Origin of the sequence: Thermostichus vulcanus str. 'Rupite' (genome assembly GCF_022848905.1) — a bacterium.
GTDB classification, from domain to species: Bacteria; Cyanobacteriota; Cyanobacteriia; order Thermostichales; family Thermostichaceae; genus Thermostichus; species Thermostichus vulcanus_A.
Genome location: NZ_JAFIRA010000016.1, coordinates 46,027 through 69,614 on the forward strand (window position 1 = coordinate 46,027; position 23,588 = coordinate 69,614).

Sequence of the window (23,588 nt, forward strand, 5' to 3'; positions counted from 1 at the left end):
CCCACCCCTATCCCTGGATTCAGTACCCCCAAAACATCACCATCAGGATTGTTTCAGAGCTAGTTGTAGAGAGAGTTGTACTCCGCCAACAGTTGATTGGCCTGCTGGTTGGCCTGAGCCATGGCTTGGGCTGGATCCCCGCCCTTCAGCATGAGATCCTCCATGGTTTGGGTGATCACATCGCGGATTTGTGGAAAAGGCCCTAGGAGAGCGCCGCGAGTGGCCGTGGTCACGGTGGAGTTGTTGATTTGATCGCTAGCCGTGTAAAAGTTGGGGTTTTCTTCAAACCAGCCTTGAGACTCCAGCAATTTCACAGAGCTTTCCCGAATCGGCAAATACCCAGTCACCTGGTGCCATTCCGCCGCATTTTCGGTGTTGTTCAGCCACAGCATGAATGACAGCGCCCCCTCTTCCACCTCTTTGGGCAGATCCTTGACCAGCCAGAGGCTCGCTCCCCCAATCAGGTTGCCTGTCCAGCCGGTTTCGGCATTGTAGGGCATACGGGTGGTGACGATGTCAATGTTGTTTTCTTTGGCAGCGTTGGTGATGTTAGCGGCATCGGCACTGCTGGTGATGGCCATAGCAACGGTGCCAGTTTGAATCGCTTGCTCTGTCGCGGCCCAATCCCGTTGCCGACCGCTGTAGACGTAGTAGCCTTGATCTTCCATGCTCTGCCACCAAGAGGCAATGGCAATTGAAGGCTCAGAATCCAGGAAAAGCTCAGTGGCTCGGCCTTCTCGTCCATTTCCATTGTTGGCTAGGACAGCATCTTGTTGGGCCATCCACTGCTCGTAGAACCAACCATGGTTGGGCCATGTAATGCAACCTTGCGGAGCATCGGGAAGAGCCATGATTTTTTCACAGGCAGCTTCCACTTCTTGCCAGGTAGCAGGTGGCGTATCGATGCCAGCTTTTTCCAGAATGGCAGTGTTGGAGTAGAGAATGGGGCTGGAGCTGTTCCAAGGCATGGAGGTGAACTTTCCATCTAGGGTGTAGTAGCTCACCACGGGCTCAATGAAGTCATCGAAATCTACTGGGATCCCGTTCACTTCCGTGCGGTCGCCCAAAGCATCGGCAATAGACTTGAAATAACCAAAATCCCGCGCCCGTTGGGTGCCCACTTCAAACCACTGCACCACAGCGGGAGCGGCATTCTGCTGAATGGCTAGGTCGGTAGCCTGCTGAATTTCTTCGTAGTTCCCGTACCCTTCAACGGTGACATTGTATTGGGGAAATTGTTCGTTGAATTCAGCCGCTTTTTCGCGGGCCCAATCGAGACGGTTATCCGTGAAGGCAATCCAAACTTTGACATCGGTAGGAGATTGAGCAAAGCTGTCGGCAGCCAAGAAAGCAGCACCAGAGGCAGCCACCAAGCCAGCCACAACAGCCAAGAAGGTACGACGGGTATTCATAGAAAAAGGCAGTCGGGTGAATTAAAGCCAGCTCTGAGACTACAGCAGCAACATTAAGAGTAGGTTATAGCTCTGCCGTCAGCCCAGGGATCCCGTACCGGTGTTCACGTACCGATTGAACCTTCTAGGTGGAGTCAGAGTCTGATGGGGTGAAGGCTGCAGTTGAGTTGTTGGTTCACGGTTGGGTCACTTTACATAAGGAGTTCTTGGTATGCGTTTTCGTCTGTCACTCATCCCCCTACTCCTGTTGGCTTTTGGGCTTTCCCCCACGGCTCAGGCCCAAACCCGTCAGCACACCCGCATTACCACCCCCCCCTCCGGTGGATCCCTGAATACCAGCGGTGAACGCACCTCCACAGGCCCCGGCACCTTTACCCATTCCGGCAGCTACACCCGCACCGGGCCAAATGGGGGATCCGGCAGTGGTACCTATTCCGGGCAGGGATCCCGGCGATTCATTCCGGGTCAAGGGATGGAAGGAGAATATTCCGGCCAAGTCACCAGCGAGCGCGGTCAGACCTGGCAGCTGAACCATCAGCACACCACCACCCGCACCGATGAGGGTTGGCAACGGCAGGGCAATACCACGGTGGAAAATGCTGCGGGGGAAACGGTAGGCAGTAGCTCGGCCATTATCAAAGGTCAGCCGGGAGAAGGTTGGCAACGGACTGGTCAATTCAGTAACGCCCGTGGACAGAGCGTGACCACGGAGTCTAGCGGCACACCGACTGGGCCAGGGCCAGGGCAGCGTAAAACTCGTATTTTCAATGACGAGGGGGAACTGCTCGGTGGCTCTGATACGGATGTGCAATATCAATGGGTGCCAGGGCAAGGCTGGGTGAGAACGGTAGAAGGCAACACTCTGAACGGGCAACCGATCCGCCGCACTACGACAGTCAGTCCCAATCCATAAAGGATCCCCCTGCGGATGGCAGAGATGCGCTTGCTGGTGTGGCAATTCGACTTTTTTGGATTTTCCTGAAGCCTGTGTCCTTGCCTGAGCCCTCTCACGCTGGAGGGCAATGAGAGTGATCTGGAAGACTGGAAATGGGCTAGTGAGACAGCAGGGTCTTAGTGAATGTGCAGTTGAACGCTGATGCTCTGTCAATATTGTGAAATAAGGCAAGGGAAGCTTTAATTAGCTGTAAATCTAGTAAAAATTCTATTTGGTAGACTGAAAGTATTGATTAGGTAAAGTTGACCTATGGCTCTTGTAATTCCCTCTGGGACGGCACAGCCGAACGACCAGCTAACACAGCAAAAGCTGCTCACCTTGGATGAATTCCTTGCCCAGTATCGTGTTGATAACCGCTATGAACTGATTGATGGAGAGGTGTTCGACTTGGAACCAACAGGTCAACATGAAGAAGTGGCCGCCTTCATAACTGCAAAAATCTGCGCCCAGATCGAGGGGATAGGTTTACCTTGGCTTGTTCTTCAACGAGCACTGTTGCGCCCTTCTAATGTTGGGATGACAGCGTTTCGACCTGATGTTTTGGTTGTCAATCGGAATGAATTGATCAAAGAACCATTTTGGTCTGAGCAATCAATTCTAACTCTAGGCAGTTCAATTCAATTTGTGGCGGAAGTTGTGAGTAGTAACTGGCAAAATGATTATGCTCGCAAGGTCGAAGATTATGCAGATTTAGGTATTCCAGAATATTGGATTGCTGACTACGCAGGGTTAGGGGGCACTCTGTATATAGGTAAGCCCAAACAGCCGACCCTTTCCATCTGTACGCTAGTGGATGGAGAGTATGAAATCCAGCAATTTCGAGACAGTGAGATGGTCGTCTCTCCCACTTTCCCAGGTTTGAAACTAACGGCTGAACAAGTTTTGAGGGCAAATATGTAATGATGTACTCACTTGATCCTTAAGCCAATCGATGGTGACCACGCAAGAACGATATCAGGGATCCCTGCTGGGTCTGGCGGTGGGGGATGCCCTCGGAACCACTCTGGAGTTCAAAGCTCCCGGATCCTTCACACCGCTGACCGAGATGAAGGGGGGCGGCCCGTTTAACTTACCCCCCGGTTACTGGACAGACGACACCTCGATGGCCCTTTGTCTGGCGGAAAGCCTGCTCATTTGCGAGGGGTTTGACCCTGCCGACCAAATGAACCGCTACGTGGACTGGTGGCAAAACGGTCATCTCAGCTCCACCGGCGAGTGCTTCGATATTGGCAACACCGTCCGCAGTTCCCTGGCTCGTTACCTGAACGACGGGGATCCCTATAGCGGCTCTAGCTCCCCTAGATCTGCCGGTAATGGATCCTTGATGCGCTTGGCCCCGATTCCATTATTTTTTCTAGGGGATCCCCACCTCGCTTTGCAGCGGGCTGCCGACAGTTCCCGCACCACCCATGCCGCCCCCACCTGTCTGGATGCCTGTCGCTACTATGCCGGGTTGATCATCGGGGCTCTGCAAGGGATCCCGAAGTCTGACCTACTGACCCCTTACTTCTCTCCAATTGCTGATGATTGGGCCGCTCGACCCCTAACCGATGAGATTGCCGAAATTGCCGCCGGATCCTTTCGACAGCGCCAACCCCCGGAAATTCAGGGATCCGGCTATGTGGTTAAGTCGCTGGAGGCGGCTCTCTGGGCCTTTTATCACAGTGAGAGCTTTGCTGAAGGGGCGCTGCTGGCGGTGAATTTGGGGGATGATGCCGACACCACCGGGGCCATTTACGGACAACTGGCCGGAGCCTACTACGGGAAGCAGGAGATCCCGGAGTCCTGGCTGGAGACCCTCGCCATGCGCGAGACTATCGAAGACTACGCCACTCAGCTCCACAAGGCTGCACGGAACCAGCTTTGAACGCTAAACCCCTTCCTCGCTTTCCTGGCAGCAGTTCTCCATCATATTATTCGAGAGACCCATTTCAAATCCCTCAAAAATCCCCTGATTGAGGAACTTAGACGACAGGGATGTCCAGTGCAAGTGGTAAACCAATACGATACTGCCCTTGACTGCCTTTATCCCAGAGAGAGCCCCGTTATGGCCTATGGGAGCAGTAAATTTATTCGCCAAATCCAACAGATCTATCATTCTGAAGCCATTGCTACTTTCGAGAACTTCAAGACTGAGAGCTACTATCCTCACTTTCGGCCCTACCTGCTCAACAAAGATGCCGAGGTGATGCAGATTCAATCCTTGCTGACCCAAAAGGATCGATTTCGAGATCAGTATGGTGAAGATTTGACACTCCCCACACTAAAGTGACGGGGATTCTTGAATAGCCCAGAATCGGACTTGCAACGGCGTTGTCAATGACCCTCCGGGTCATGCGGAGCACGATGCGCCTCTACTGACTCCACTGAGGTCAAGCCCCAATGTTGCCGCTACTTTCCGGAGTATATTGGCAGCTCCATTGCCATCCGCATTCAGATACCCATTTCCTGCGGTTCGATAGAGTCCTCGTTTGACACGCCGTCCTGACGCTTTCCAGCCTTCGGGTTTTTCACCGTATTGGGGAAGAGCGTCCTTGTCCAGAAAACTTGCTGCTGAAGTATTCGCTTCCTCTGTTTCAACAAATCGGATGCCATACGGCTGGCAAAGCTGAGATGCTCTCTGCTTCAACCGGGCGGTGGGAATTTGGACAAACTGCTGATTCATTTTTCGCCCCATGTTGGCTGGGTCTTTTTGCCTTGGGTTCCAGTCAAAGACAACCGTTCCGGCCCTCCCGGACTTATGGTGATCAAGGATTACTAAGGCCAGAAAGCTGCCAATAATCTGGCTCTGAAGTTAGTACAGCCCTTTGCGCCAAGGGCACGCTAGCGCGACCGTTAGTCACCTAGCACGGGGGAATCCCCTTCGCGACAGCGGTGCGGAGCACTCTAGCGCTTTCAAAATAGGTTCAAAATAGGGTAAGGACACAACTGTTGTTGTAGCAAACCCACGTTCACTTTAGGCATGCGGAGCATTAAAGGGCTGTAATGTTGGTAAACCCATACCCTTGTCGCTTGATTACCTTGATCCGGTTGTTGATTCCCTCCATGATGCCACTGGTCACACGATTGGCAAAATACTGACAGATTCCCTGAAGATGATTCTGGATTGTTTTCACCACATCGGTGTAGATTCTTCGAACATCTTTCAGCCATGCGACTATTTGAACCTCTCCTTCTTTTACGGTGATCCTGCTCTCGAAAATGCTTCGTAGTCTTTCTTTCAGTGTATAGGCTTGCCTCAGTTGTTGACTTTGTCTTAAATAGATTGCTAGTTTTGCTTTTTCTTCCGCAGTTAAGTCTTCATTATTCTTAAGTATGATTCTTCTTGAGCCTTTTTCTGTGAGTCGAGACTGTCGTCTAAGTCTGTCTAATTCTTTGGCAGCTTTCTGCATCACATGAAATCTGTCATAGACAATATGTGCTTTGGGAAATACCGGCTTGACTAGCCTGGCAAATCCAGCCCACATATCGATGCCAACCTCTTCGATATTCAGCCTCTCTTCCTCTGTCCATAGGCTTTCTAAGAATTGATTGAAATCTGAGGTGATAGGGGGCCTACCCTCAGCTCAGTCGAGGTGGGTCGTAGACCACGATTGGAAAAGATCAGAAACAACTTCTACTCAACCTCGACAAACTCATCCAACAGAGAGCAAGGTTAGGGACTGAGAACAAACATCTGCTGCATATCTCAGCTGCATATCTCAAAAGAGGCAAAGGCACGAGACAAAAGCAGACTAGATTTGCTCTAGCCTGCTTCATACATCCATAGGAGTCTACATCCACAGGATACAGATCTGCTCTGTATCCTGTGGAGAAAGAGACTACCACTTCGGCTTGGGGATTTTGATTTGAGGGGTCAGAGGAATCGCTGCTGAGGCAATGGTACTAATGGCACTGATAATAGCTGTGGCAACCACAGCCTCACCACCGGCAACCGCTTCCAACTCTTCATCAGAGAGTTCACCAGCATCTTGACGCTCGCCAAATTCCGCTTGGCGTTTCTGCACTTCTTCCCAAAGCTCGTCGGGAGTGACGTCATAGCCTTTGCTAACAGCAAGCTGGGCGGCAGCACCCCGATCATCCTCAGCTTCCAGAGCTTTCGCCAACTCTTCTAGCAAAGAGGCATCTTCTCCCACCTTATCCAAAAACTCAGCAGCAGCTTGAGTGCTCATATTGAAGACCCAATAAACGAACAAGAACAATTTACCATCAAACAGTCGCAGTCAATTATTAAGAATTACTAAGGCTTCTTCCCTAGGGATCCCAATAAGCTATCCCCTCAACGCAATTTCAACTGCTGCCGAGGTGCGCTAATCAAGACTTACCACTTGGGTCTTGGCAAGGAGGATTATTCGAGAAATGCGTTAACAGCCTCTATGCTCATGATCCTCACTTCAGGGTTGAAATGAGATGGTATAGCCAAAAAAGAGCGGCTTGGACAATGGATATCACTAGGCCGCTCCAAAAGATATCTGCTAGTTCACACGCTACATATTTAGGCAGAAAATATTCACCACTTGGGCTTAGGAATCTTGGGCAAGGGGAAGGGCAGACCACCCCCTGGGCCCCCAGGAAAGCCAGGGATTGTGACAGGGACTGTGAGCGTTGGCCCTAAGAAGCCCCCTGCAACAGATTCAAGTTCTTCATCACTCAATTCAGTACCCGCTTCTGCCTGACGCTTTTGGACTTCTGCCCATAGTTCGTCGGGAGTAACGTCATAGCCTTTGCTAATGGCTAGCTGAGCTACAGCGGCTCGATCATCCTCAGCTTCCATAGCTTGCGCCAATTCGTTCATCAAAGCTTCATCCTCTGCGACTTTTTTGAGAAAGTCGCTGACAGCTTCTGCACTCATACTAAACACCTCGGGCTGGCCTACGAGTGAACTATAACACTAGCCACCCAAATTTCAGTCAAAGGAAAGGTTAAGAAACTTTCGTATTATGGGCCTCAATACATATCCGATAAAATTTGCCTGCGGAATCTACAACTCTGCAGTATTGTGACTGGTTCGTTTGGTTCAGAAGCTTGCCTTAAATGAAATATTCAAGAAGAGATGGTTTCTGTCTGTCACAGCTTCATTAAGGCTTTATCTAGCTAGATGTTCCCTTTGGAATTGACATGTTAGTATCAAGCAGCACTGCATCAAATGCTCATAAGTTGTGCTCATAAGTTGTGCTCATAAGTTGATTGAGGGGTTGCTTGCGCCTCTATACTCTTTCGAGCATTGACTGAGATTGTGAACTTCCTAATCCTTTTTTTAGGGCTGTATTGAATTTATCGTTCTAGTAGAACAGGAAAGATTTGTTGAAGATGCATGATATTCTAACTTTTGCTCGCGGATCCCAGTTCTTGGCCGTAAATGGCAACGACCAGATTTGCTATGCCGTGCAGCCATTGATACAGGCACTGTTGCAGGATTTTGTAGATACCCATGACCTAGGGCTTTCCATACAGCGGGGACTGCAGGTGCAACCGGAGGTGGCCGAGGCTTTATTCGACATTGACCTGGACTCGCCAGAGCCCTTTTCCCTCAAGCCGCAGTTCCTATTCCCGGAAACGAACCCCCTGCTGGGTCTTTTCTTTAGCAATACCCGGATCCCGTCTTTTTTGCGTAGAGAGGGGCGAGAGGCTATTCAAGATGAGGCCATCTTGCCGGCGATTCATCAGTTGCTGGCACAGTGTGGTCGCGGCACCCAAACCCGTCAACAGATTCTGGAGCAGCTGCCAGAAGAGGTTCATCCCCTGTTGGAAAAGTTAATCGCCTCTCAGGTCTTGGTGGAGCAACCCTATACTCCTGTTGCAGCTCCTTTGGGATCGAGTGGGGTTTATCGCCTACAACATGCCGCACTCCTTTACCGCTCGGGCACCACAGGTATTTTGGTGGATCCGCAGTTTCACTCCAACTACGGGCGGGAAGGACTCAAAGCCGATATCACCCGCGCCATGGTGGAAGGTCAAGTGGATGCCATACTCATTTCCCACAGCCATTATGACCACTGGCATTATCCCACCCTGATGATGTTTCCTGCGGATATCCCGGTGATTGTGCCCAAAGTGCCTCGGCCCAGCTTGATGTGCGAAGACATGGAAGGACGCTTGCGCAGCCTGGGGTTTGAGCAGGTCATCGCGGTAGATTGGTATGCCGACCCGATTCGGATTGGGGATATTGATGTGCGTGTGCTGCCCTTCTACGGGGAGCAACCCTTGGTGCCCCGATTTGACAGCCCACAGCATCCCGACCTGCGCAACTGGGGCAACACTTACCTACTGCAATGCGAAGAATTCACTTCATGGTTCTTGATCGATGCGGGGTTTGAGCCGGCGGCTTCGATGGTGGAGGTAGCCGAATATGTGCGGGATCGCTTTGCACCTTTGGATCATTTGATCAGCAATTTTCAAGCCCTCTCCTACAATTCCATTGGTACCGACCTCTCCAGCTGGGGGGTTGATATTGTTGCCAACCTACTCAGCAACCCGCGTATTTTTTCGGTCACTAATGAACAGGAGGGCGGCTACATCGCCACTTTAGGACCCGCAGGCGTCGCCGAACTCAGCAGCATTACTCAAGCCAAAGCCTGCTTACCCTATGCCGATAGCTGGTCAGACTTGGGAACCCCTGGGATCCATGATCGAGAACTGATTGAGGCTACCCTCGTGGAACTTCAAAAACGGGGTGCGGCAACGGCAGTGATCCCTTGGCACATTGGGGATGGCTATGTCTACTCCAAAACGGGATCCCCTCATCAACTGCTTCGGAATGCCATTCGTTCAGGGCGTTGACACTCCCCCGGCTATTAGCTTGCTTCCGCGAAGCGGTAGAGCCGGGGTTTTACGCCGCTTTTCGATAAGATTTCTGTGGAGTCGGGTTTGGCGAGCTAGACACGGCGGTAAGACTTAGCAAGTCCAGCGCACAGGAGGGATCCCAGCAATGAGTGAGCCAACATTGAGGGATGTGCTGGCGGAGGTGAAAGCTACCCGTCAGGACATCCAGGCGTTAGAGGCACGTTTAGAGAGTGAAGTTAAGCGTTGGGACGAACGGTTCTTTCAGTCTTCCAGAGATACCTTGAACTTCACCCGGAACGTAGTGGTTATTGCAGCAGTAACGGCTGTGCTGATCCCCCTGTTGCGGGATGTGACTCCCCTGATCATCGACATCATGAAAGAAACGAGCAGGTAAGGGCTTTAGGGAATGGGCTGTGCTGGAATTGAACCAGCGACTCCCACCGTGTCAAGGTGGTACTCTACCTCTGAGTTAACAGCCCCCTTCAGGGATCCGACTGAGCTTAAATCACAAAGCCGGAAGTCGATGATATCACATCTGTTCGCGACTGAGTTTGGGTGTCAAGAAGACCCGATGGCGGTGGGCTGACTCAGGGGGATCCCGTCAGCAACTGGTAATGCAACACCTGCGGGGGCTGAGCAAAATAGGGGCCAATCAAAGCACGCCACCGGACAAAGTTTTCCGACTGGCGGAAGTTCACCAAATGGGCATTCAGGGATCCCCACTGAATCAACAGCAGGTATTGCTGAGGGTGTTCTAAACAACGTTGCAGTTGGTGCTGTCGGTAGCCCTCGGTTTGCTGCAAAAAGACAAACGCTTGGGCAATCGCCGCTTCAAAAGCAGCCTCAGAGCCAGGGAGCACCTCTAGCTGCGCCACCTCAAGAACAGGAGAATCACTCATCGCTGGGTTAGGTATGCAAGCCACACTCAGTTTTGGCCTTGCCCTGCCAGCGGCCCGAACGGGGATCCGCACCCGGAGCGACAGGAGCGGTGCAGTGGATACAACCAATGCTGGGATAGTTGCGATCGTGGAGGGGGTTGTAGGGGATCCCGTGGGTGCGGATGTAATCCCATACTTGGGTTTCCGTCCAGTCGGCAAGGGGATTGAGCTTGAGACGGTTCCGTTTGCCATCCCATTGCACTTTGCCAATATCGGCGCGGGTGGGGGATTGTTCCCGACGCATACCCGTGATCCAGGTGGTGCAACTGACCAAAGCGCGATTCAAGGGTTCCACCTTGCGAATGCTGCAGCAGAGATCGGGGTTAGCGCGATACAGTTCCGGTCCATATTGAGCCGCTTGTTCTTCGGGAGTGAGCAGGGGTTTCAGGCTCTCCAGTTGCAGTTGCGGGTAGCGAGCTAGAATCTGCTCCCGCAGTTCCAGCGTTTCCGGGAAATGAAAATCGGTATCCAGGAAAAAGGCGCGGGCATGGGGGCGAATGGAAGTGAGCAGGTCGATCAACACCACATCTTCCGGGCCAAAGCTACAGGCCAGCAACAACCCATCCCCAAACTCCCGATCCGCCCAGCTCAGTAAGGCTATTGGATCCAGAGGCTCGAACTGTTCGCTTAAAGACACAACTTGGGGTTGATACTGTTCTTGCAGCGCTTGGACTGCCAATTCCCAGCGGCTTGAGGAAGAAAGGGTTGCTGTCATAGGGTGCAAACACGAGGTTACTGATATTTTTTAATCTACATTAATTCGGTCAGATTTTGGGAGTTTTTAGGTTATCGGATGGCAGCAGGCAGGGGTAGTGATTGGGATCCCTTAACTCGGAGGGGAATTTCTCCCCAGCGATCCCGACGAGTACCCATCACCAAGCCATGCCAAAGGGGGCTGGGATCCAGCTCCAGCAGGTTGACCCAGTGGTAACGGAGGATCCCGCGCCGCGGATTCACGTCCAACTCAAACACCCGCAACGCCGAGATAGGCCCGACCAATGGGGGGGCAGTCAGGTAAGGGATCCCGTCCCGGACATACATCTTCGGCACATGTAGATGCCCACTCAAAACCGCCACCACACGCCCATGACTGGCTAGGATATCGTGCAGGGCTAGGGCTTGCTCGGTTAAGACTCGATACTTGCGGAATAAAACCGAGTCCATCTGCCTCGCAGAGGTAAAGGGGGGCTGATGAATGAGCAGGATCAGCCATTCCTCCGGTACGGATTGCAAATGTTCGGATAACCAGTGCAGTTGGGCTGGTCGCAACACCCCCTGAGGCAAGGGGAAGCGCCCTAAGCTGGCATCGAGAGCAATCAACCGGATCCCAGGCAGTGGAGCGAGGCTGTAATCCACGTAGCCAGTCGGAGCTAGTTGCAGCGGGAATTGGTCTTGGCACCAACGGACGAACTGATCTCGGTTGAAACGCCCCTTGCGCCCGAGCGTGTCGATATCGTGGTTGCCGAGACTGAGGTAGTAGGGCACCCGCAGTTGGGAGAGGATCTCTTGAAAGCACTGAAAACTAGGGGGATCCGCTTGATCCACCAAATCCCCGGTAAAAACCACAAAGCGCAGATCGGGCACTTGATTAAGATGGGCGATGGCTGCTTCCAACTGGCGGCGGGGGGATTCGGACATCCACCAACAGCGGCACCCTGTCTCCGGCATCAGATGAATATCCGAGACTTGTGCAAAGCGAATCCGTTCGGTTGCCATCGGCTTTGTACTTATTCACACCTCACGCCCGGATCATAATCAATAACGGCCCTGAGGGCTATGGGCTTCTCTTAACCTTGACCGGACTCTATCCCTTGAGAACCCTTGAGCCTAGGGAGGGCTGAAAGTGAGTCTGATTCTTGTTTCAGCAGGGCTGGGGAGAAACCGTTAGGGTGTGGAGAAGCGGATTTCCATTGGTAAGGGATCCGGTCTCACTTTCATTTTGAGCATTTTAAGGAGAACCATCATGTCCACCAGTACCCTTGTCCGTTGTGCCTGTGAACATTGCAACTGTAGTTTTGACAGTAGCCAAGGCTTTACCTACGAAGGGAACCTCTATTGCAGCGAAGCCTGTGCCACCCACAACCATGAGCACCCCTCCGATTGCTGTGTTAGCGCCCATTGCTGCCAGTGAGAGGCTAACGGGTGAGAGGCTAGCGGCCAGACTGGGACGGTTCAAGTGATTTGATCACTTGGCAGGGGTTGCCTACTGCTATTACATTGGCTGGAATCTGCCGAGTCACCACGCTACCCGCCCCGATCACCGTGTTATTGCCGATTCGGATCCCTGGACAGAGGATCGCCCCACCCCCGATCCAAACGTTGTTGCCAATGTGAATCGGGGCAGCCAGTTCTTGTCCGGTCAAGCGGAGAGTGGGATCAGTAGGATCATGCTTACCCTGGAGGCTGTTCGTTTGGCCCAGAGCCAGATTGGTCCGCGAGTCCACCGTACCCCCGTTCACACCAGCGGCTACCTAGATCGGCGGACGGGTGCTCAGGTATTCTGCAAAGCGGAGTCCTTTCAGCGGGGGGGATCCTTCAAGGTGCGCGGAGCGATGAATGTTCTCTCCAGTTTGGATCTGGGATCCCGTCAGCAGGGGGTGGTGGCGTTTTCTTCTGGAAACCACGCGCAGGGGGTAGCAATTGCGGCGGCGGAATTCGGGATCCCGGCCACTATTGTGATGCCGGAGGATGCCCCATGCGCCAAGATACGAGCCACCCAAAGCTATGGAGCGCAAATCCGCTTCTACAACCGACAAACGGAAGACCGAGAGGCTCTAGCCCAGCAAATCGCAGCGAGACAGGGATCGCTGCTCATTCCCCCCTATGATGATCCACGCATTATGGTCGGGCAGGGGACTTGTGCGCTGGAGTTTCTGGAGCAGGTGCCGGAGCTGGATGCGTTGGTAGTGCCCCTCGGTGGCGGTGGGTTGCTCAGTGGCTGCGCCTTGGTGGCCAAGGCCCTGAACCCGACGATGCGCCTCTATGGGGTAGAACCGGAGACCGGCAATGATTATTTTCTGTCTCTGCAAAAAGGGGAACGGGTGTGGATCCCACTGCCCAATACCCTTGCGGATGGGATCCGTACCACCTGCCCAGGGCAACACACCTTTCCCGTCATTCAGCGCTATGTGGATGAGGTGGTGCTGGTGAGCGATGCCGACATTCTCAGGGCAATGCAGCTGTTGCTGACGCGCATGAAGCTGGTGATTGAACCGACGGGCGCAGTTGGAATTGCGGCTCTCTTGGCCCAAAAAATCGTTTTGCCCAGGCAACGGATTGGGGTGATTCTCTCCGGAGGCAATGTGGATGCTGAGATCCTGACTCTGGCCCTCAACGCGCCTAACGAAAACTAACTCCTATGCGGACGAAGGGACTTGAACCCTTACGCCTTGCGGCACTAGATCCTAAGTCTAGCGCGTCTGCCATTCCGCCACGTCCGCAAAACCAAATCCAACCGGGAGGGATCCCGCTCAATGATACTAACTTAAGCGCGGCTAACCCGGTAACTGAGCAACGGCAATCTTCAGGTCATCCGTTGCATCCAGAACCACCCAGTCCTGCCCGCTAGCCCGTTTCCACAGCTCAAAATGCAAATGGGGCCCCGTGACTTCCCCAGATGCACCCACATAGCCAATCACGGATCCCTGTTGCACCTGTTCCCCAGCAGCCACCGCCACCTCAGACATGTGGCCATAGCGAGTGCGTTGGTTGCCTGCGTGTTCCAACACCACGGCAATGCCAAGGCCACCCAGGGATCCCGCATTGACCACCCTACCGCTGAAGGAAGCCAAAATCGGCGTCCCCATGCTGGCCCCCAAATCCACACCGGCATGGAACTCAGGCTGACCGCGAATCGGGTGCATCCGCATGCCAAACCCAGAAGTAATGGGCACGGGGCGAGGTAAGGGGTACAACAGGCGCTCATCCCCTGCCGCCACCTGCGGCTGGCTCGCAGGTTCCGGGTCTGCTTCTTGGCTGGGATCCTCAATGCGAATTTCTTGGCCAGGCGAGATGATGATGCGGCGACCCGAGGTTCGTTCCATCAGCACAATCGGCACCACAATCGGGTTGCCGGAATCCGGGGGAGCCGCCAAGTTACGGGTTTCCTCCGGTTCGAGGATAATTTCCCGTCCCACCACTGTGTCGGTGCGGGTTTCGGCTTCCAGAGTCAGAGGTTCATCGGCTGCCACAGGGGATGCTGCGGCCTCCAGAGAAGTCTCTGACATCGGGATAGCCCCATCCAGGAGCAGGGCTGCCCCTCCCGGAGTATCCAAAGCCGGTTCTACCACAGGCGGTGGGGGTAGGCTCTGCGGCTGAGTTTGCGCCAAAAGGGTACTGGGATAAAACCCAAGCAGACAGAGCCCTAACCCCAGCCAAAATCGCAGCCGTCGCCATTGCCGAGCCCACCTGAAAGGGAACCGCACTGCCGCTATGAAGGGATCCATCACCAGTTTCAACACAGGCCACACAAGAAAAACTACAGGCTGCCGCGAACGGCAAGGCGATAGCTCAAGCGAACTTGGTCGGGCGTAAGCGTCAGAATAGACTGCCGCTGTTGGGAATGTCGCTCCCCTTGTGTTTGTACCCGGATCCTCCCATCCTCGGCAAGGCCCAAAACCGTGGCGACAGCCTCTACTTCTGGCCAATCCACTTGCGCGGGGATCATCCAGCTCTCATATTCTCGGCGAACCGGTTGGAACCCTGACTGCCGCCAGATGCAGAACCCCCGCTCCATTCCCTGTAATACCAAGGCTCCAATCCTTGTGCGATCCTGTCGGGATCCCAACAGTTGTGACAATGCGATCGCCCCCTGTGGCACCCCATTGTTTAGGTTTAGTCCGCAGCCAGCCACCAAGCCCAACAGTTGTCCGGCCCCGCCAAAGCGGCTTTGCAGCAGGATCCCCCCCAGCTTCAGCAAACAGCCCGGACGCTTCTCATCCTCCACAACCAAATCGTTCGGCCATTTCAACCCCAGCGGGATCCCGAGGGTTTGCCGCAAGGCTCCCACGATGCCCCAGCCCAGTGTTAGGGTCAACTCCAGCAACGAGTGATCCAAGGGTGGGGATCCCAGCCACACCGATAGGTACAACCCCCCCGGCGGCGACTGCCATACCCGCCCATGTTGTCCCTGCCCAGCCCGTTGACGGGTGCTAACCAAAACCGTGCCCAGTGGGAGCGGCTGGGGAAAGTGGCGGCCCCAATCCAAGAGCAAGCGGTTGGTGGAATCGGTCACCGCCACCTGCAGCAGATGTTGACCCCAAGCCTTTGAACCCACCAGGGATGCCAGCCGTGATGGCGATAACATCTGCCCCCAATCAGCTCAACACGATGTCTTCTGCCGGACGTTGGGCCAACCGCTTCAGATTTTGGTAGCGCAACATATCCAACAGCTCATTGCCTGAGCGCCCCTCCAATCGCGCCTCAACATGCAGCGCCTGCCCCAAAGCTTCTACCGCCTGTAAGCGTGGGATCCCGCGTAGCACCATGCGATCAACCGCATAGGCATCAGCAGCCAATAAGCGTCGGTCATTGGTTTGATCGCGGCGTAACTGCCAGAGGGCCAAGCCACTCAACCCCCCCGAAACCGTCGCCCCCACCGGATCTTGTTGGACGGCCTCAAAGATCAGGCTTAACCCTCCCAAAGCCGCCAAAGCCAGGTAAAAGTCAATCTGCCGCGAGACCGCTCGGCTGTAGTAGCCCACCTTGTGCAAAAATAGCCCCGCCCGTTGCACTGGCGTAAACTGTCGCCATTCATAGGGTTTGATAAATAAGTGCATCTGCCGCTCCCAGGGCATTTGTCGACGGCCTTTAATCACGGAGGTTTGCCGCTCTGAGGCAGGCAAGATTTTCACGCTCTCCCGCATACCGGCAGGGAGCAAATCCAAGAGGCGCTCGATCTCCGCCTGCTCAAGAATGTGGTTCTCGTAGCCGTAGTAATCCGAGTTCATGTCGGGCCTACCCCCAAGCTTAATCCCATCGCCTGACGCATCTCTCGCACCGCCCGATCCAACCCCACCAGTACCGCCCGACTGACAATGCTATGGCCAATATTCAACTCCTCCATCCCTGGGATCCGCGCCACAGGGCCCACATTCCAGTAGGTGAGCCCATGCCCCGCATTCACCCGCAAGCCCAAGTCGATAGCCTGGTTACAGGCATCTTCCAGGTGGCTGAGTTCCACCTCCCGCTCCGTTTCTGAGGAGGCTTCAGCATAACGCCCCGTATGCAGTTCGATCCACTGGGAGCCCACTTGAGCGGCAGCAGCAATTTGGGTCGCATCCGGATCAATAAATAGGCTAACCGGAATGCCGGATCCCTGGAGTTGGCCCACGACATCACTGAGGCGAGACACCTGTCCAGCCACATTCAGACCCCCTTCCGTGGTCACCTCTTCCCGCCGCTCCGGTACCAACGTGACATAGTCGGGTTTGATCTCGAGCGCGATGGCCACCATTTCATCGGTGGCCGCCATTTCCAGATTAAGGTGGGTACGCACCGTCTGCCGCAGCAGGCGTACATCTCGCTCTTGAATGTGACGGCGATCTTCGCGCAAATGCACCGTGATGCCATCGGCGCCTGCTAGTTCTGCAATCACCGCTGCTGCCACCGGATCGGGCTCAACGGTGCGGCGCGCCTGTCGAACAGTGGCGATGTGGTCGATGTTGACTCCAAGACTTAACAAGGCTTTCGCTTCTTTTGTTGAGAGAGGGTTAAGAATCGTCTTAATATTACACTTTAGTCAATTTGAGCCGGTCGGACGAGTCTTGAGGGGGATGGAGATCACACACCGCTCCATAGACTACAGTGATTAGGAACAATGTCTCGCCTACGCGGGATCCGGGCTTGCCATGACTGATCCAGATGTCTCTCTGGCGGTAGGACGACACACCAAAATTGACCGGACGCGGGTGCCGGCCCTGATTGCTCAGTACCTGCCAGTTGAGATCTGCATCTACTATCAGGTGGTGCCGGTTGCCCTGGATACCGACAGCTTAATTTTGGGCATGGTGGATCCTCAAGATTTGGCGGCGCTGGACTACGTGGGCAAAATGCTGGCCTATTCGCAAATTTCTGTCGAGCCAATCCCGCTGACCTTTGAGGAGCAACAGGATCTGATCGCCTACTACTTTAGCCATCCCCCCGATCCGACAGAGGTGGCTCGGCTGCGGTCCCAAGCCCAAGCCAACCGGGTGACCCGAGAGGTGCCCGCCCCCAAAGCTGGGCCAGAAACCCAAATGGCCCCGGCCCCCAATCTTCCTCCTCCAGCCAAACAAACGGCTCCCCCTGCGCCGCCAACTGAATCGGAAGAAACGGTTCAACAGTTGCTCAACTCGATGTTGCGGCGAGCTTTGGATGAACGGGCCGATCAAATTTTTGTGGAGCCTCAGGAGGGGGTGTTGTGTCGGGTGCGCTACCGCCAGCAGGGTATTTTACGGGATCTGTTCAAGGAACTGTCTGAATCAGTGCGGGCCAAGTTGCTGGCCAGTATGAAGCGGATGATGATGTTGGATCCGGCGTTGATCGGAGAAGCTCAGCAGGCGGAAGTGGAGCGGGTGTATAAAGGCGAACCGCTGGTGTTGCAGTTGCGAGTTATCCCGCAGCGCTCCAAAGAAGGGGCAATTCTGAATATCCTACGAGGCGAAGCCCTCCAGAAATATCAGCAGAACCAGAACAACATCCGCGTCACCGAAGCTCTGGCCCTCGCTCAACAAACCCACCAAATGATGCAACAACTGCAAATGACCCTGAGCAGCACGGTTGATAAGCTCAAGCAGTATCCCAGTCCCCCCAATAGCGACTGGCCCCTGATGACGGAAACTCTGGCGGCGATTCAAGCCCAAGCCCAAATGATTGCCGCCTATCAACAGGATTGGGAAAAACTCAATTCCGGCAGTTGATCCCGTAAAACCCGTCCTGAGCGACACCCCTTCAACGGGATCCCTCCCGCAACAGCACCAAAATCACCCCGGCAATAATGCTAATGGTGGCACCGGCAATCAGGCTGGTGGCTAGACGTTCTAACCGTTCCCCGAGGGTTTGTGAGGTATCGAACTTAAAAGTGAGCTTCTCAACATCACCCGAGAGCTTCTCAACCCGCCCTGAGAGTTTTTCAGTATCCCCCGAGAGCCGATCCATCCGCTCCAGAATCTCCCCCTGCTGTTGGGTGAGGTGAGCGATCGCTTGGCTGTTGGCTTCTACCAGCCGCTCTAAGCGATCTAGGCGCTCTTCTGCTGAAATCGTCATAGGGCTTGCCGTTGAGACACCGTACAAGAACTCTACAAGAGGAACCTGCTCCTATGCTACTTGCTGCCACCTGGCTCTCTAGCGCAGGTTCGATGGGACGGGATCCCATCCTGCTACCCCAAGTTGGGTGCGATAATCTTGAGATCGTGAAGTCTTGTGCGTTAGGTATCCATGCCGCCAGAAGATCCTGCTTCTCTGCCCAAGCCCAACCTGCCGAAATCGGAGCTCCCTGCTCATTCGGGATCCCGCAGCTGGTGGCAGAGCCAACGGGAGAATGTATTGACCCTTTTGTTGGCGCTATTGCTGGCCTTTGGCATCCGTACCTTTGTGGCGGAAGCGCGCTGGATCCCGTCGGATTCCATGTTGCCGACGCTGGAAGAAGGGGATCGGCTGGTGGTGGAAAAGGTGAGTTACCGCTTCAGTTCTCCCAAACGCGGCGATATCATCGTGTTCAACCCGCCCGCCAAATTAAACTTCGATGGCGCTTATATCAAGCGGGTGATTGGTCTGCCAGGGGATCGCATGCGCATTGTGGATGGGAAGATTTTCATTAACGGGATCCCTCTCCAGGAAGACTATATCTATGCTCCTCCCAACTACTCTTGCCCAGGAGATCGCTGCCCAGGCGTGAGAGTTCAGGGGTCGGATTTTGTAGTACCGCCGGACTCTTACTTTGTCATGGGAGATAACCGCAACGACAGCCAGGACTCCCATGTGTGGGGATTTTTGCCGGAAGAAAACATCATCGGCAACACCATCTTCCGCTTTTGGCCCCCGAATCGCCTCCACTTCTTTGCTACGCAAAAGTATCCGGAGTTGCTTTCGGAAGCTCAGGTCTTGAGGAATCCAACCCCTCAAGATGGAGGCAGTTGAATGCTGACGCTCTAGCCTGGGTTTATGGGATAGGATCCTTACAGAAGCTTCTCAGCGCAGCCGCTCCAGCACATAGTCCACCATCTGAAACAGGGCACGCCGGGCTAGCGAGTCGGGCAAACTGTGCAGAGCCTCCGCAGCACGATGGGCATAGTCGCGGGCCAACTGACGGGAGCGCGGGATCCCTTCGCTTTGATAGACCCACTCCAGGACTTGCTTCAGGTCTTGTGGATCTTCGAGTTCCGTCAGAATCAACTCCCGCATTTGCGGAAATTCCTGTAGGGCAAACAGCACCGGCGCGGTCAGGTTTCCCTGGCTGAGATCAGATCCCACGGGCTTACCCAACGTCTCGGCTGAAGCCGTGAAGTCAAGCAAATCATCAACAATTTGAAAGGCAATCCCCAGGTCGCGGCCAAAATCAAACAATCGCTCCGCCACCTCAGGCTCTACACCACTCAACAGCCCAGAGGCTTTGGAACTGCCGGACATGAGAGAAGCCGTTTTGTAAAAGCTCTTGGCCAGGTAGTCTTCCATCGACACGTCTGGGTCGAAGCGAGTCAGGCTCTGGCGTACCTCTCCCTCCGGCAGATCCATGATCACCTTGGAGAGCAGCTTCACCACCTCTAAGTTGTCCAAATTGGCCAAGTACCAAGCTGCCTGCCCAAACAGATAATCTCCCGCTAGCACCGCCACCCGATTGTCGAAGAGGGTATTGACCGTATCGATGCCGCGCCGCACATCGGCTGTATCGATCACATCGTCATGCACCAAGCTGGCCGTGTGGATCATTTCGGTAATTTCCGCCAAACGCCAATGGCGTGGGGTAATTTCTCCATCCGGGGTAGTGGCACGGGCGATCAAGAGGACAATCGCTGGTCGGATCCCTTTCCCCCCCGCCGAAAAGAGGTGCTCGGCAGCCGTGGCCAGAATCGGGTGTTTGGCACTCACCAGCCGCGTTAGGTTCTGGCGTAAACGCTCCAGATCCGCTTCTACAGGGCCGAAAGGGGAAAGCACAGAGGTCATGGAGCCGCAGTATGAGAGGTTTTACAAAATTTCATATCTCTTCTTATTGTAGAGCACCCCACCGTTCTCAGGGGAAACCCAGCGGTATCATACAAGCAGCCTCTTGATCTTCCTATGCCGGATCCTGTCCCCCCTGCTCACTCGCATATGTCTGCGCGCATCCCTGCTACCGATTCTGGGATCCCAAATCAAGCAGAACCAGATTGGCAGGAGGATTGGGAACTGGCTTTGGAACAGCCTCCTCTGTCCGGGCGAGCCCACCCCCACCATCATGACCCGCAGTCACGCCGCAAATTGGTGAATCGCCTGGCTCGTATTGAAGGGCATGTGCACGGGATCCGCTCCATGATTGAGCAAGATCAACCCTGTCCAGATGTGCTCCTGCAAATTGCTGCGGTCAAGGGGGCGCTGGATCGGGTAGCGCGGCTGATCTTGGATGACCACATTAGCCATTGCATCAGCCATGCCATTGAAACCGGCAATATTGAAGTGGAACTGGAAGAACTGCAGCGGGCTTTGGATCGCTTTATCGGCTAAGTCCTCCCAAGCTCATTCCGCCCACAGCCTCCGAGCACTGGCTGTCTAGGCGTAGCGCTCCAGCAGAGCTGCACTTTTTAACTGCCACTGCAAGCCCATAAAGGCCCAATCCAGAAATTCGTTGACTTCTTCAACACTGAACTGCATTGCCTTGCCAATCTCAAAGATCAGCGCCTCCTCTTTTTCCACCAATTCACTATTCACCACCGCCATTGCCGCTAGATCCCGCAAAATGAGTGCCCCGACTGGGTTGCGCATGGCCGGAATCCCGCTGATATCCAAAGCTGCCCCCGCTTCATCTGTCAAATAGGCTTGAGTCAGTTGGGCATCTAACCCCACCCCTTCCGCCACTTGAGTAAAAAAGGCGGTTTCTTCTTCATCCAATTGGCCATCTACCCGGGCTACTGCAATCAGAGCCTTAAGGTAGAGCTGGCGCTGCGCATCTGTGAGATCGGCGTAGTTGACCATGATGGCTACCGGCTGAATGTGGGTTTCCCTTTTACTGTGCCACGAAGCTTGCCCTCTGAAACGGGTCTGGGCATTTTTCACTGTGGGAAAAATCGATTAGAATAGAGAGCCTGTGTTTATTTGCCGAACCGCCAAGACTGCAGAGCTTTGGCGGGCTTGGCAGACCGAATACCCGATATTCTCTACAGCTTGCGGAGCACCCCTAAGGAGCAGATCACCCCATGGTAAAATTGCGGCTCAAGCGCTACGGAAAGAAGCGGCAACCTAGCTATCGCATCATCGCCATTGAAAGTAAAACTCGCCGTGAAGCCCGTCCGCTCGAGGAATTGGGCTACTACAACCCCCGCACCAAAGAAACCGTTTTGGAAACGGGTAGCCTGCTGAAGTGGTTGCGCTATGGCGCTCAGCCCACCGATACCCTGCAAGGGATCCTCAAAAAAGCGGGCATTTATAACATGCTGGAAGCGGGCGAGGGGGGAGTGGTCGCTTCGATTCGGATCCCGGCCATGGCTAAGCCTGAAGTTGGGATCCCTGAGGTCAGTGAAGAGCCTACTGGGGATGCAGCTGCTGAACCTGAGGCTGTCGATGCACCGGCCGTCACTGAAGCCACCGAAGCTGCTGCCGAGACTGTCGCTGAAGTTGCCGAAATCAGCGAAACGGAAACAGTCCAACCGGTAGAAGAAGAGCCCGTTGTGGCGGCAGTGGAAGCCCCGGCAGAGCCTCAAGTTGAGGAAGCGGCTGAAGCTTAACGCCAAATTCGGCTACGCTTTCGGTTAGACCTGGCCTCAACCGGTTTTTTCCCATGCCAGACTACAAGGCGCTTGCTCACCTCCTTATCGAACCCCTAGTCAGCCCCGCTGGGCTGCAGATGGACTTGGAAACCACCTGTGCTGGGCAAAAAGTCTGGCTACGCCTAGCCTTTGACCCGAAAGATCGTGGACGGGTGTTCGGGCGGGGCGGGCGAACCCTGCAGGCGATTCGGCAGGTGATGATGGCAGCGGCTCAGTTGGCTGGGCAATCTCTGCATATCGAAGTCTACGGAGATGGCGGGGAACGGCATCGGGAGGGGCGGGAATGAGTCAGATTCTCACGTTCTTGGGCAAGGGGGGGACAGGCCGCAGCACCTTGGCGGTGGCGGCAGCACGTGCTGCCGCTCAACAGGGACGACGGGTGTTGTTGGTGGGCCATCAGGCGGGGCCAGGACTGGAAATGCTCTTGGGCGGGATCCCGCTGTCGGGGGATCCTGTAACCATTGCTGCCAATTTAAGTGTGGTGCAACTGCGGACGACCCAGCTGCTGGAGCAAAACTGGACGGCAGCCAAAGAGCTAGAGGCCCAGTATGTGCGTACCCCTTTTTTCCGCGAGATCTACGGGCAGGAACTGGGGGTGTTGCCGGGGATGGATCAAGCCCTTGCCCTGGAAGCCTTGCGTCGCTACGATGCCAGCGGCCAATACGACTGCATTCTCTACGATGGGCCAGGGGATCTCACCACACTGCGGGCATTCGGGATCCCTGAGGTGGCCAGTTGGTACTGGCGACGGGCTTCCAAAGCTTTTTTGGGCTCCGATTTGGCCAAAACCCTGCGGCCTTTCGCGGAGCCGCTGTTGCGTTCCGTGAGCAATGTCGAGTTTGCCTCCCTAGAGGATCTGCCGGATCGCATGGGGGGCATGACCAACATTTTGGAGCAGGGGCGACAGGCGATTGCCGATCCGCGTCGAGTCTTGGTCCATCTGGTTACCACCCTCGATCCGATCGCCATCCAAACCGCCCGTTACCTGTGGGGGAGCGCCCAAATGGTGGGGTTGACGGTGGGGGGGCTGTGGGTGACACCGATTGGGTCGGCAGAGGTGCCCGCTGCAGAGTTTGCCCCCCTCACCGTGCGGGCCTTGCCCACCCGCCAGGGATCCGATTGGTCTGGCTTAGAGGCTGCAGTAGGCGGTATGTTCACCGTGCCGGATGTCCCTCCTCCACTGGCCATCGACGAGGGATCCCGCACCGTGAAGCTGTTCATACCGGGCTTTACCAAAGCGCAAATTGAGCTGAGCCAATCGGGGCCGGAGCTGACGATCACTGCTGGTGATCAACGGCGCAATTTGTTTTTACCGCCTAGCCTGGCTGGTCGGCAGGTGACTGGGGCGAAGTTTCAAGAACCCTTTTTGCTGATCAGCTTTGGTTGAGCTATTCCCGCAAGCAGCCCCGCGCTCTACCCGCTAGGGTGTTCGCGTCCCGTGCCGTAGGCATAGCATCGGGAAGAATTGCGGGTCTGTCGTTCGCACCAGCGGCCCCTTGGAGCATGGGGTTCAATATCCCAGAGACAGACAAACTTCTAATGTATTGCCTCAAAACATCGCTTT

The 23,588-nt window shown here is 54.7% G+C and carries 28 protein-coding genes, 2 tRNA genes and 2 pseudogenes; 14 read left to right on the forward strand and 18 right to left on the reverse strand.

From position 1 onward, the window contains the following. Positions 1 to 59 precede the first annotated feature (59 nt). The gene (locus tag JX360_RS07945; protein ID WP_244350118.1) at positions 60 to 1,412 is read right to left on the reverse strand and encodes an extracellular solute-binding protein; all 1,353 of its coding nucleotides are present in this window, start codon (positions 1,410 to 1,412) and stop codon (positions 60 to 62) included. A 211-nt stretch (positions 1,413 to 1,623) separates the two neighbouring features. Here JX360_RS07945 and JX360_RS07950 point away from each other — a divergent pair, with 211 nt between their 5' ends. The 4 genes from JX360_RS07950 to JX360_RS07965 all read left to right on the forward strand — a co-directional run bounded on the left by JX360_RS07950 (position 1,624) and on the right by JX360_RS07965 (position 4,639). Continuing rightward, positions 1,624 to 2,325, forward strand: coding sequence for a hypothetical protein (locus JX360_RS07950; RefSeq protein WP_244350119.1), 702 nt, complete (start codon positions 1,624 to 1,626; stop codon positions 2,323 to 2,325). A gap of 291 nt (positions 2,326 to 2,616) precedes the next feature. Then, a complete protein-coding gene (locus JX360_RS07955; RefSeq protein WP_244350120.1) occupies positions 2,617 to 3,267 on the forward strand; it encodes a Uma2 family endonuclease in 651 nt (216 codons plus the stop codon). A 31-nt stretch (positions 3,268 to 3,298) separates the two neighbouring features. Continuing rightward, entirely contained in the window at positions 3,299 to 4,234 is a 936-nt protein-coding gene (locus tag JX360_RS07960; RefSeq protein WP_244350121.1) for an ADP-ribosylglycohydrolase family protein, read from the forward strand. Positions 4,235 to 4,414: 180 nt separating this feature from the next. Further along, positions 4,415 to 4,639: a hypothetical protein gene (locus JX360_RS07965; RefSeq protein ID WP_244350122.1), complete on the forward strand. Its 225-nt coding sequence runs from the start codon at positions 4,415 to 4,417 to the stop codon at positions 4,637 to 4,639. Here JX360_RS07965 and JX360_RS17875 read toward each other — a convergent pair. The 4 genes and pseudogenes from JX360_RS17875 to JX360_RS07980 form a co-directional block, all read right to left on the reverse strand. Beyond that, positions 4,631 to 5,098, reverse strand: a pseudogene (locus JX360_RS17875) (RNA-guided endonuclease TnpB family protein); the annotation flags it as partial. The gene JX360_RS07965 and the pseudogene JX360_RS17875 overlap by 9 nt on opposite strands. Before the next feature lie 241 nt (positions 5,099 to 5,339). Continuing rightward, positions 5,340 to 5,915, reverse strand: coding sequence for a transposase (locus JX360_RS07970; protein WP_341830541.1), 576 nt, complete (start codon positions 5,913 to 5,915; stop codon positions 5,340 to 5,342). 273 nt (positions 5,916 to 6,188) lie between these two features. Then, positions 6,189 to 6,539, reverse strand: a complete 351-nt coding sequence (locus JX360_RS07975) for a Nif11-like leader peptide family natural product precursor (RefSeq protein WP_244350123.1) — start codon at positions 6,537 to 6,539, stop codon at positions 6,189 to 6,191. Between the two features lie 338 nt (positions 6,540 to 6,877). Beyond that, a complete protein-coding gene (locus JX360_RS07980) occupies positions 6,878 to 7,219 on the reverse strand; it encodes a Nif11-like leader peptide family natural product precursor (RefSeq protein WP_244350124.1) in 342 nt (113 codons plus the stop codon). A gap of 458 nt (positions 7,220 to 7,677) precedes the next feature. Here JX360_RS07980 and JX360_RS07985 point away from each other — a divergent pair, with 458 nt between their 5' ends. Both JX360_RS07985 and JX360_RS07990 read left to right on the forward strand, forming a co-directional pair. After that, positions 7,678 to 9,147, forward strand: a complete 1,470-nt coding sequence (locus tag JX360_RS07985) for an MBL fold metallo-hydrolase (protein ID WP_244350125.1) — start codon at positions 7,678 to 7,680, stop codon at positions 9,145 to 9,147. Positions 9,148 to 9,295: 148 nt separating this feature from the next. Further along, a complete protein-coding gene (locus JX360_RS07990) occupies positions 9,296 to 9,544 on the forward strand; it encodes a hypothetical protein (protein ID WP_244350126.1) in 249 nt (82 codons plus the stop codon). Between the two features lie 13 nt (positions 9,545 to 9,557). Here the strand turns inward: JX360_RS07990 and JX360_RS07995 are convergent. The 4 genes from JX360_RS07995 to JX360_RS08010 all read right to left on the reverse strand — a co-directional run bounded on the left by JX360_RS07995 (position 9,558) and on the right by JX360_RS08010 (position 11,804). Next, positions 9,558 to 9,629 (reverse strand) — tRNA-Val (locus tag JX360_RS07995). 108 nt (positions 9,630 to 9,737) lie between these two features. Then, complete coding sequence (locus tag JX360_RS08000) at positions 9,738 to 10,049, reverse strand: antibiotic biosynthesis monooxygenase family protein (RefSeq protein WP_244350127.1); 312 nt, start codon at positions 10,047 to 10,049, stop codon at positions 9,738 to 9,740. A 7-nt stretch (positions 10,050 to 10,056) separates the two neighbouring features. Continuing rightward, on the reverse strand, positions 10,057 to 10,803 hold the full coding sequence (locus tag JX360_RS08005; protein WP_244350128.1) for a phosphoadenylyl-sulfate reductase: 747 nt from the start codon (positions 10,801 to 10,803) through the stop codon (positions 10,057 to 10,059). A 71-nt stretch (positions 10,804 to 10,874) separates the two neighbouring features. Further along, entirely contained in the window at positions 10,875 to 11,804 is a 930-nt protein-coding gene (locus JX360_RS08010; protein WP_244350129.1) for a metallophosphoesterase family protein, read from the reverse strand. A gap of 247 nt (positions 11,805 to 12,051) precedes the next feature. Between JX360_RS08010 and JX360_RS08015 the strand changes: the two genes are divergently transcribed. Then, positions 12,052 to 12,219, forward strand: coding sequence for a hypothetical protein (locus JX360_RS08015; protein ID WP_244350130.1), 168 nt, complete (start codon positions 12,052 to 12,054; stop codon positions 12,217 to 12,219). Between the two features lie 19 nt (positions 12,220 to 12,238). On the opposite strand, the pseudogene JX360_RS17880 reads toward JX360_RS08015, so the two are convergent. Continuing rightward, positions 12,239 to 12,475, reverse strand: a pseudogene (locus JX360_RS17880) (DapH/DapD/GlmU-related protein); the annotation flags it as partial. Between JX360_RS17880 and JX360_RS08025 the strand changes: the two are divergent. After that, positions 12,476 to 13,441 carry a threonine ammonia-lyase gene (locus JX360_RS08025; protein ID WP_244350132.1) on the forward strand — a complete coding sequence of 322 codons (966 nt, stop codon included), beginning with the start codon at positions 12,476 to 12,478 and terminating at the stop codon, positions 13,439 to 13,441. Between the two features lie 6 nt (positions 13,442 to 13,447). Here the strand turns inward: JX360_RS08025 and JX360_RS08030 are convergent. The 5 genes from JX360_RS08030 to JX360_RS08050 all read right to left on the reverse strand — a co-directional run bounded on the left by JX360_RS08030 (position 13,448) and on the right by JX360_RS08050 (position 16,770). After that, positions 13,448 to 13,528 (reverse strand) — tRNA-Leu (locus JX360_RS08030). Between the two features lie 54 nt (positions 13,529 to 13,582). Beyond that, on the reverse strand, positions 13,583 to 14,557 hold the full coding sequence (locus JX360_RS17725) for a M23 family metallopeptidase (RefSeq protein WP_244350133.1): 975 nt from the start codon (positions 14,555 to 14,557) through the stop codon (positions 13,583 to 13,585). Positions 14,558 to 14,565: 8 nt separating this feature from the next. Then, positions 14,566 to 15,393 carry a biotin--[acetyl-CoA-carboxylase] ligase gene (locus JX360_RS08040; protein WP_244350134.1) on the reverse strand — a complete coding sequence of 276 codons (828 nt, stop codon included), beginning with the start codon at positions 15,391 to 15,393 and terminating at the stop codon, positions 14,566 to 14,568. A 10-nt stretch (positions 15,394 to 15,403) separates the two neighbouring features. Beyond that, positions 15,404 to 16,036, reverse strand: coding sequence for a DUF3318 domain-containing protein (locus tag JX360_RS08045; RefSeq protein WP_244350135.1), 633 nt, complete (start codon positions 16,034 to 16,036; stop codon positions 15,404 to 15,406). Next, positions 16,033 to 16,770, reverse strand: a complete 738-nt coding sequence (locus JX360_RS08050) for a pyridoxine 5'-phosphate synthase (RefSeq protein WP_244350136.1) — start codon at positions 16,768 to 16,770, stop codon at positions 16,033 to 16,035. Before JX360_RS08050 ends, JX360_RS08045 begins: the two co-directional genes overlap by 4 nt. Before the next feature lie 166 nt (positions 16,771 to 16,936). On the opposite strand from JX360_RS08050, the gene JX360_RS08055 reads away from it, so the two are divergent. Next, positions 16,937 to 17,986 carry an ATPase, T2SS/T4P/T4SS family gene (locus tag JX360_RS08055; protein WP_244350137.1) on the forward strand — a complete coding sequence of 350 codons (1,050 nt, stop codon included), beginning with the start codon at positions 16,937 to 16,939 and terminating at the stop codon, positions 17,984 to 17,986. Between the two features lie 31 nt (positions 17,987 to 18,017). Here the strand turns inward: JX360_RS08055 and JX360_RS08060 are convergent, their stop codons facing one another. Further along, positions 18,018 to 18,332, reverse strand: a complete 315-nt coding sequence (locus JX360_RS08060; protein WP_244350138.1) for a ssr2422 family thylakoid membrane protein — start codon at positions 18,330 to 18,332, stop codon at positions 18,018 to 18,020. A gap of 171 nt (positions 18,333 to 18,503) precedes the next feature. Between JX360_RS08060 and lepB the strand changes: the two genes are divergently transcribed. After that, entirely contained in the window at positions 18,504 to 19,205 is a 702-nt protein-coding gene (gene lepB / locus JX360_RS08065) for a signal peptidase I (protein ID WP_244350139.1), read from the forward strand. A gap of 51 nt (positions 19,206 to 19,256) precedes the next feature. Here the strand turns inward: lepB and sds are convergent, their stop codons facing one another. Further along, the gene (gene sds, locus JX360_RS08070) at positions 19,257 to 20,228 is read right to left on the reverse strand and encodes a solanesyl diphosphate synthase (RefSeq protein ID WP_244350140.1); all 972 of its coding nucleotides are present in this window, start codon (positions 20,226 to 20,228) and stop codon (positions 19,257 to 19,259) included. A gap of 147 nt (positions 20,229 to 20,375) precedes the next feature. Here sds and JX360_RS08075 point away from each other — a divergent pair, with 147 nt between their 5' ends. Next, entirely contained in the window at positions 20,376 to 20,765 is a 390-nt protein-coding gene (locus JX360_RS08075) for a metal-sensing transcriptional repressor (RefSeq protein WP_244350141.1), read from the forward strand. A 45-nt stretch (positions 20,766 to 20,810) separates the two neighbouring features. Here JX360_RS08075 and JX360_RS08080 read toward each other — a convergent pair whose 3' ends face one another. Then, on the reverse strand, positions 20,811 to 21,233 hold the full coding sequence (locus JX360_RS08080) for a TerB family tellurite resistance protein (protein WP_244350142.1): 423 nt from the start codon (positions 21,231 to 21,233) through the stop codon (positions 20,811 to 20,813). A gap of 221 nt (positions 21,234 to 21,454) precedes the next feature. On the opposite strand from JX360_RS08080, the gene rpsP reads away from it, so the two are divergent. The 3 genes from rpsP to JX360_RS08095 are packed head-to-tail and all read left to right on the forward strand — an operon-like array spanning position 21,455 to position 23,411. Beyond that, complete coding sequence (gene rpsP, locus JX360_RS08085) at positions 21,455 to 21,982, forward strand: 30S ribosomal protein S16 (protein ID WP_244350143.1); 528 nt, start codon at positions 21,455 to 21,457, stop codon at positions 21,980 to 21,982. 53 nt (positions 21,983 to 22,035) lie between these two features. Next, positions 22,036 to 22,311, forward strand: coding sequence for a KH domain-containing protein (locus tag JX360_RS08090; protein WP_244350144.1), 276 nt, complete (start codon positions 22,036 to 22,038; stop codon positions 22,309 to 22,311). After that, a complete protein-coding gene (locus JX360_RS08095) occupies positions 22,308 to 23,411 on the forward strand; it encodes a Get3/ArsA fold putative tail anchor-mediating ATPase NosAFP (protein WP_244350145.1) in 1,104 nt (367 codons plus the stop codon). Before JX360_RS08090 ends, JX360_RS08095 begins: the two co-directional genes overlap by 4 nt. Positions 23,412 to 23,588: the final 177 nt, after the last annotated feature.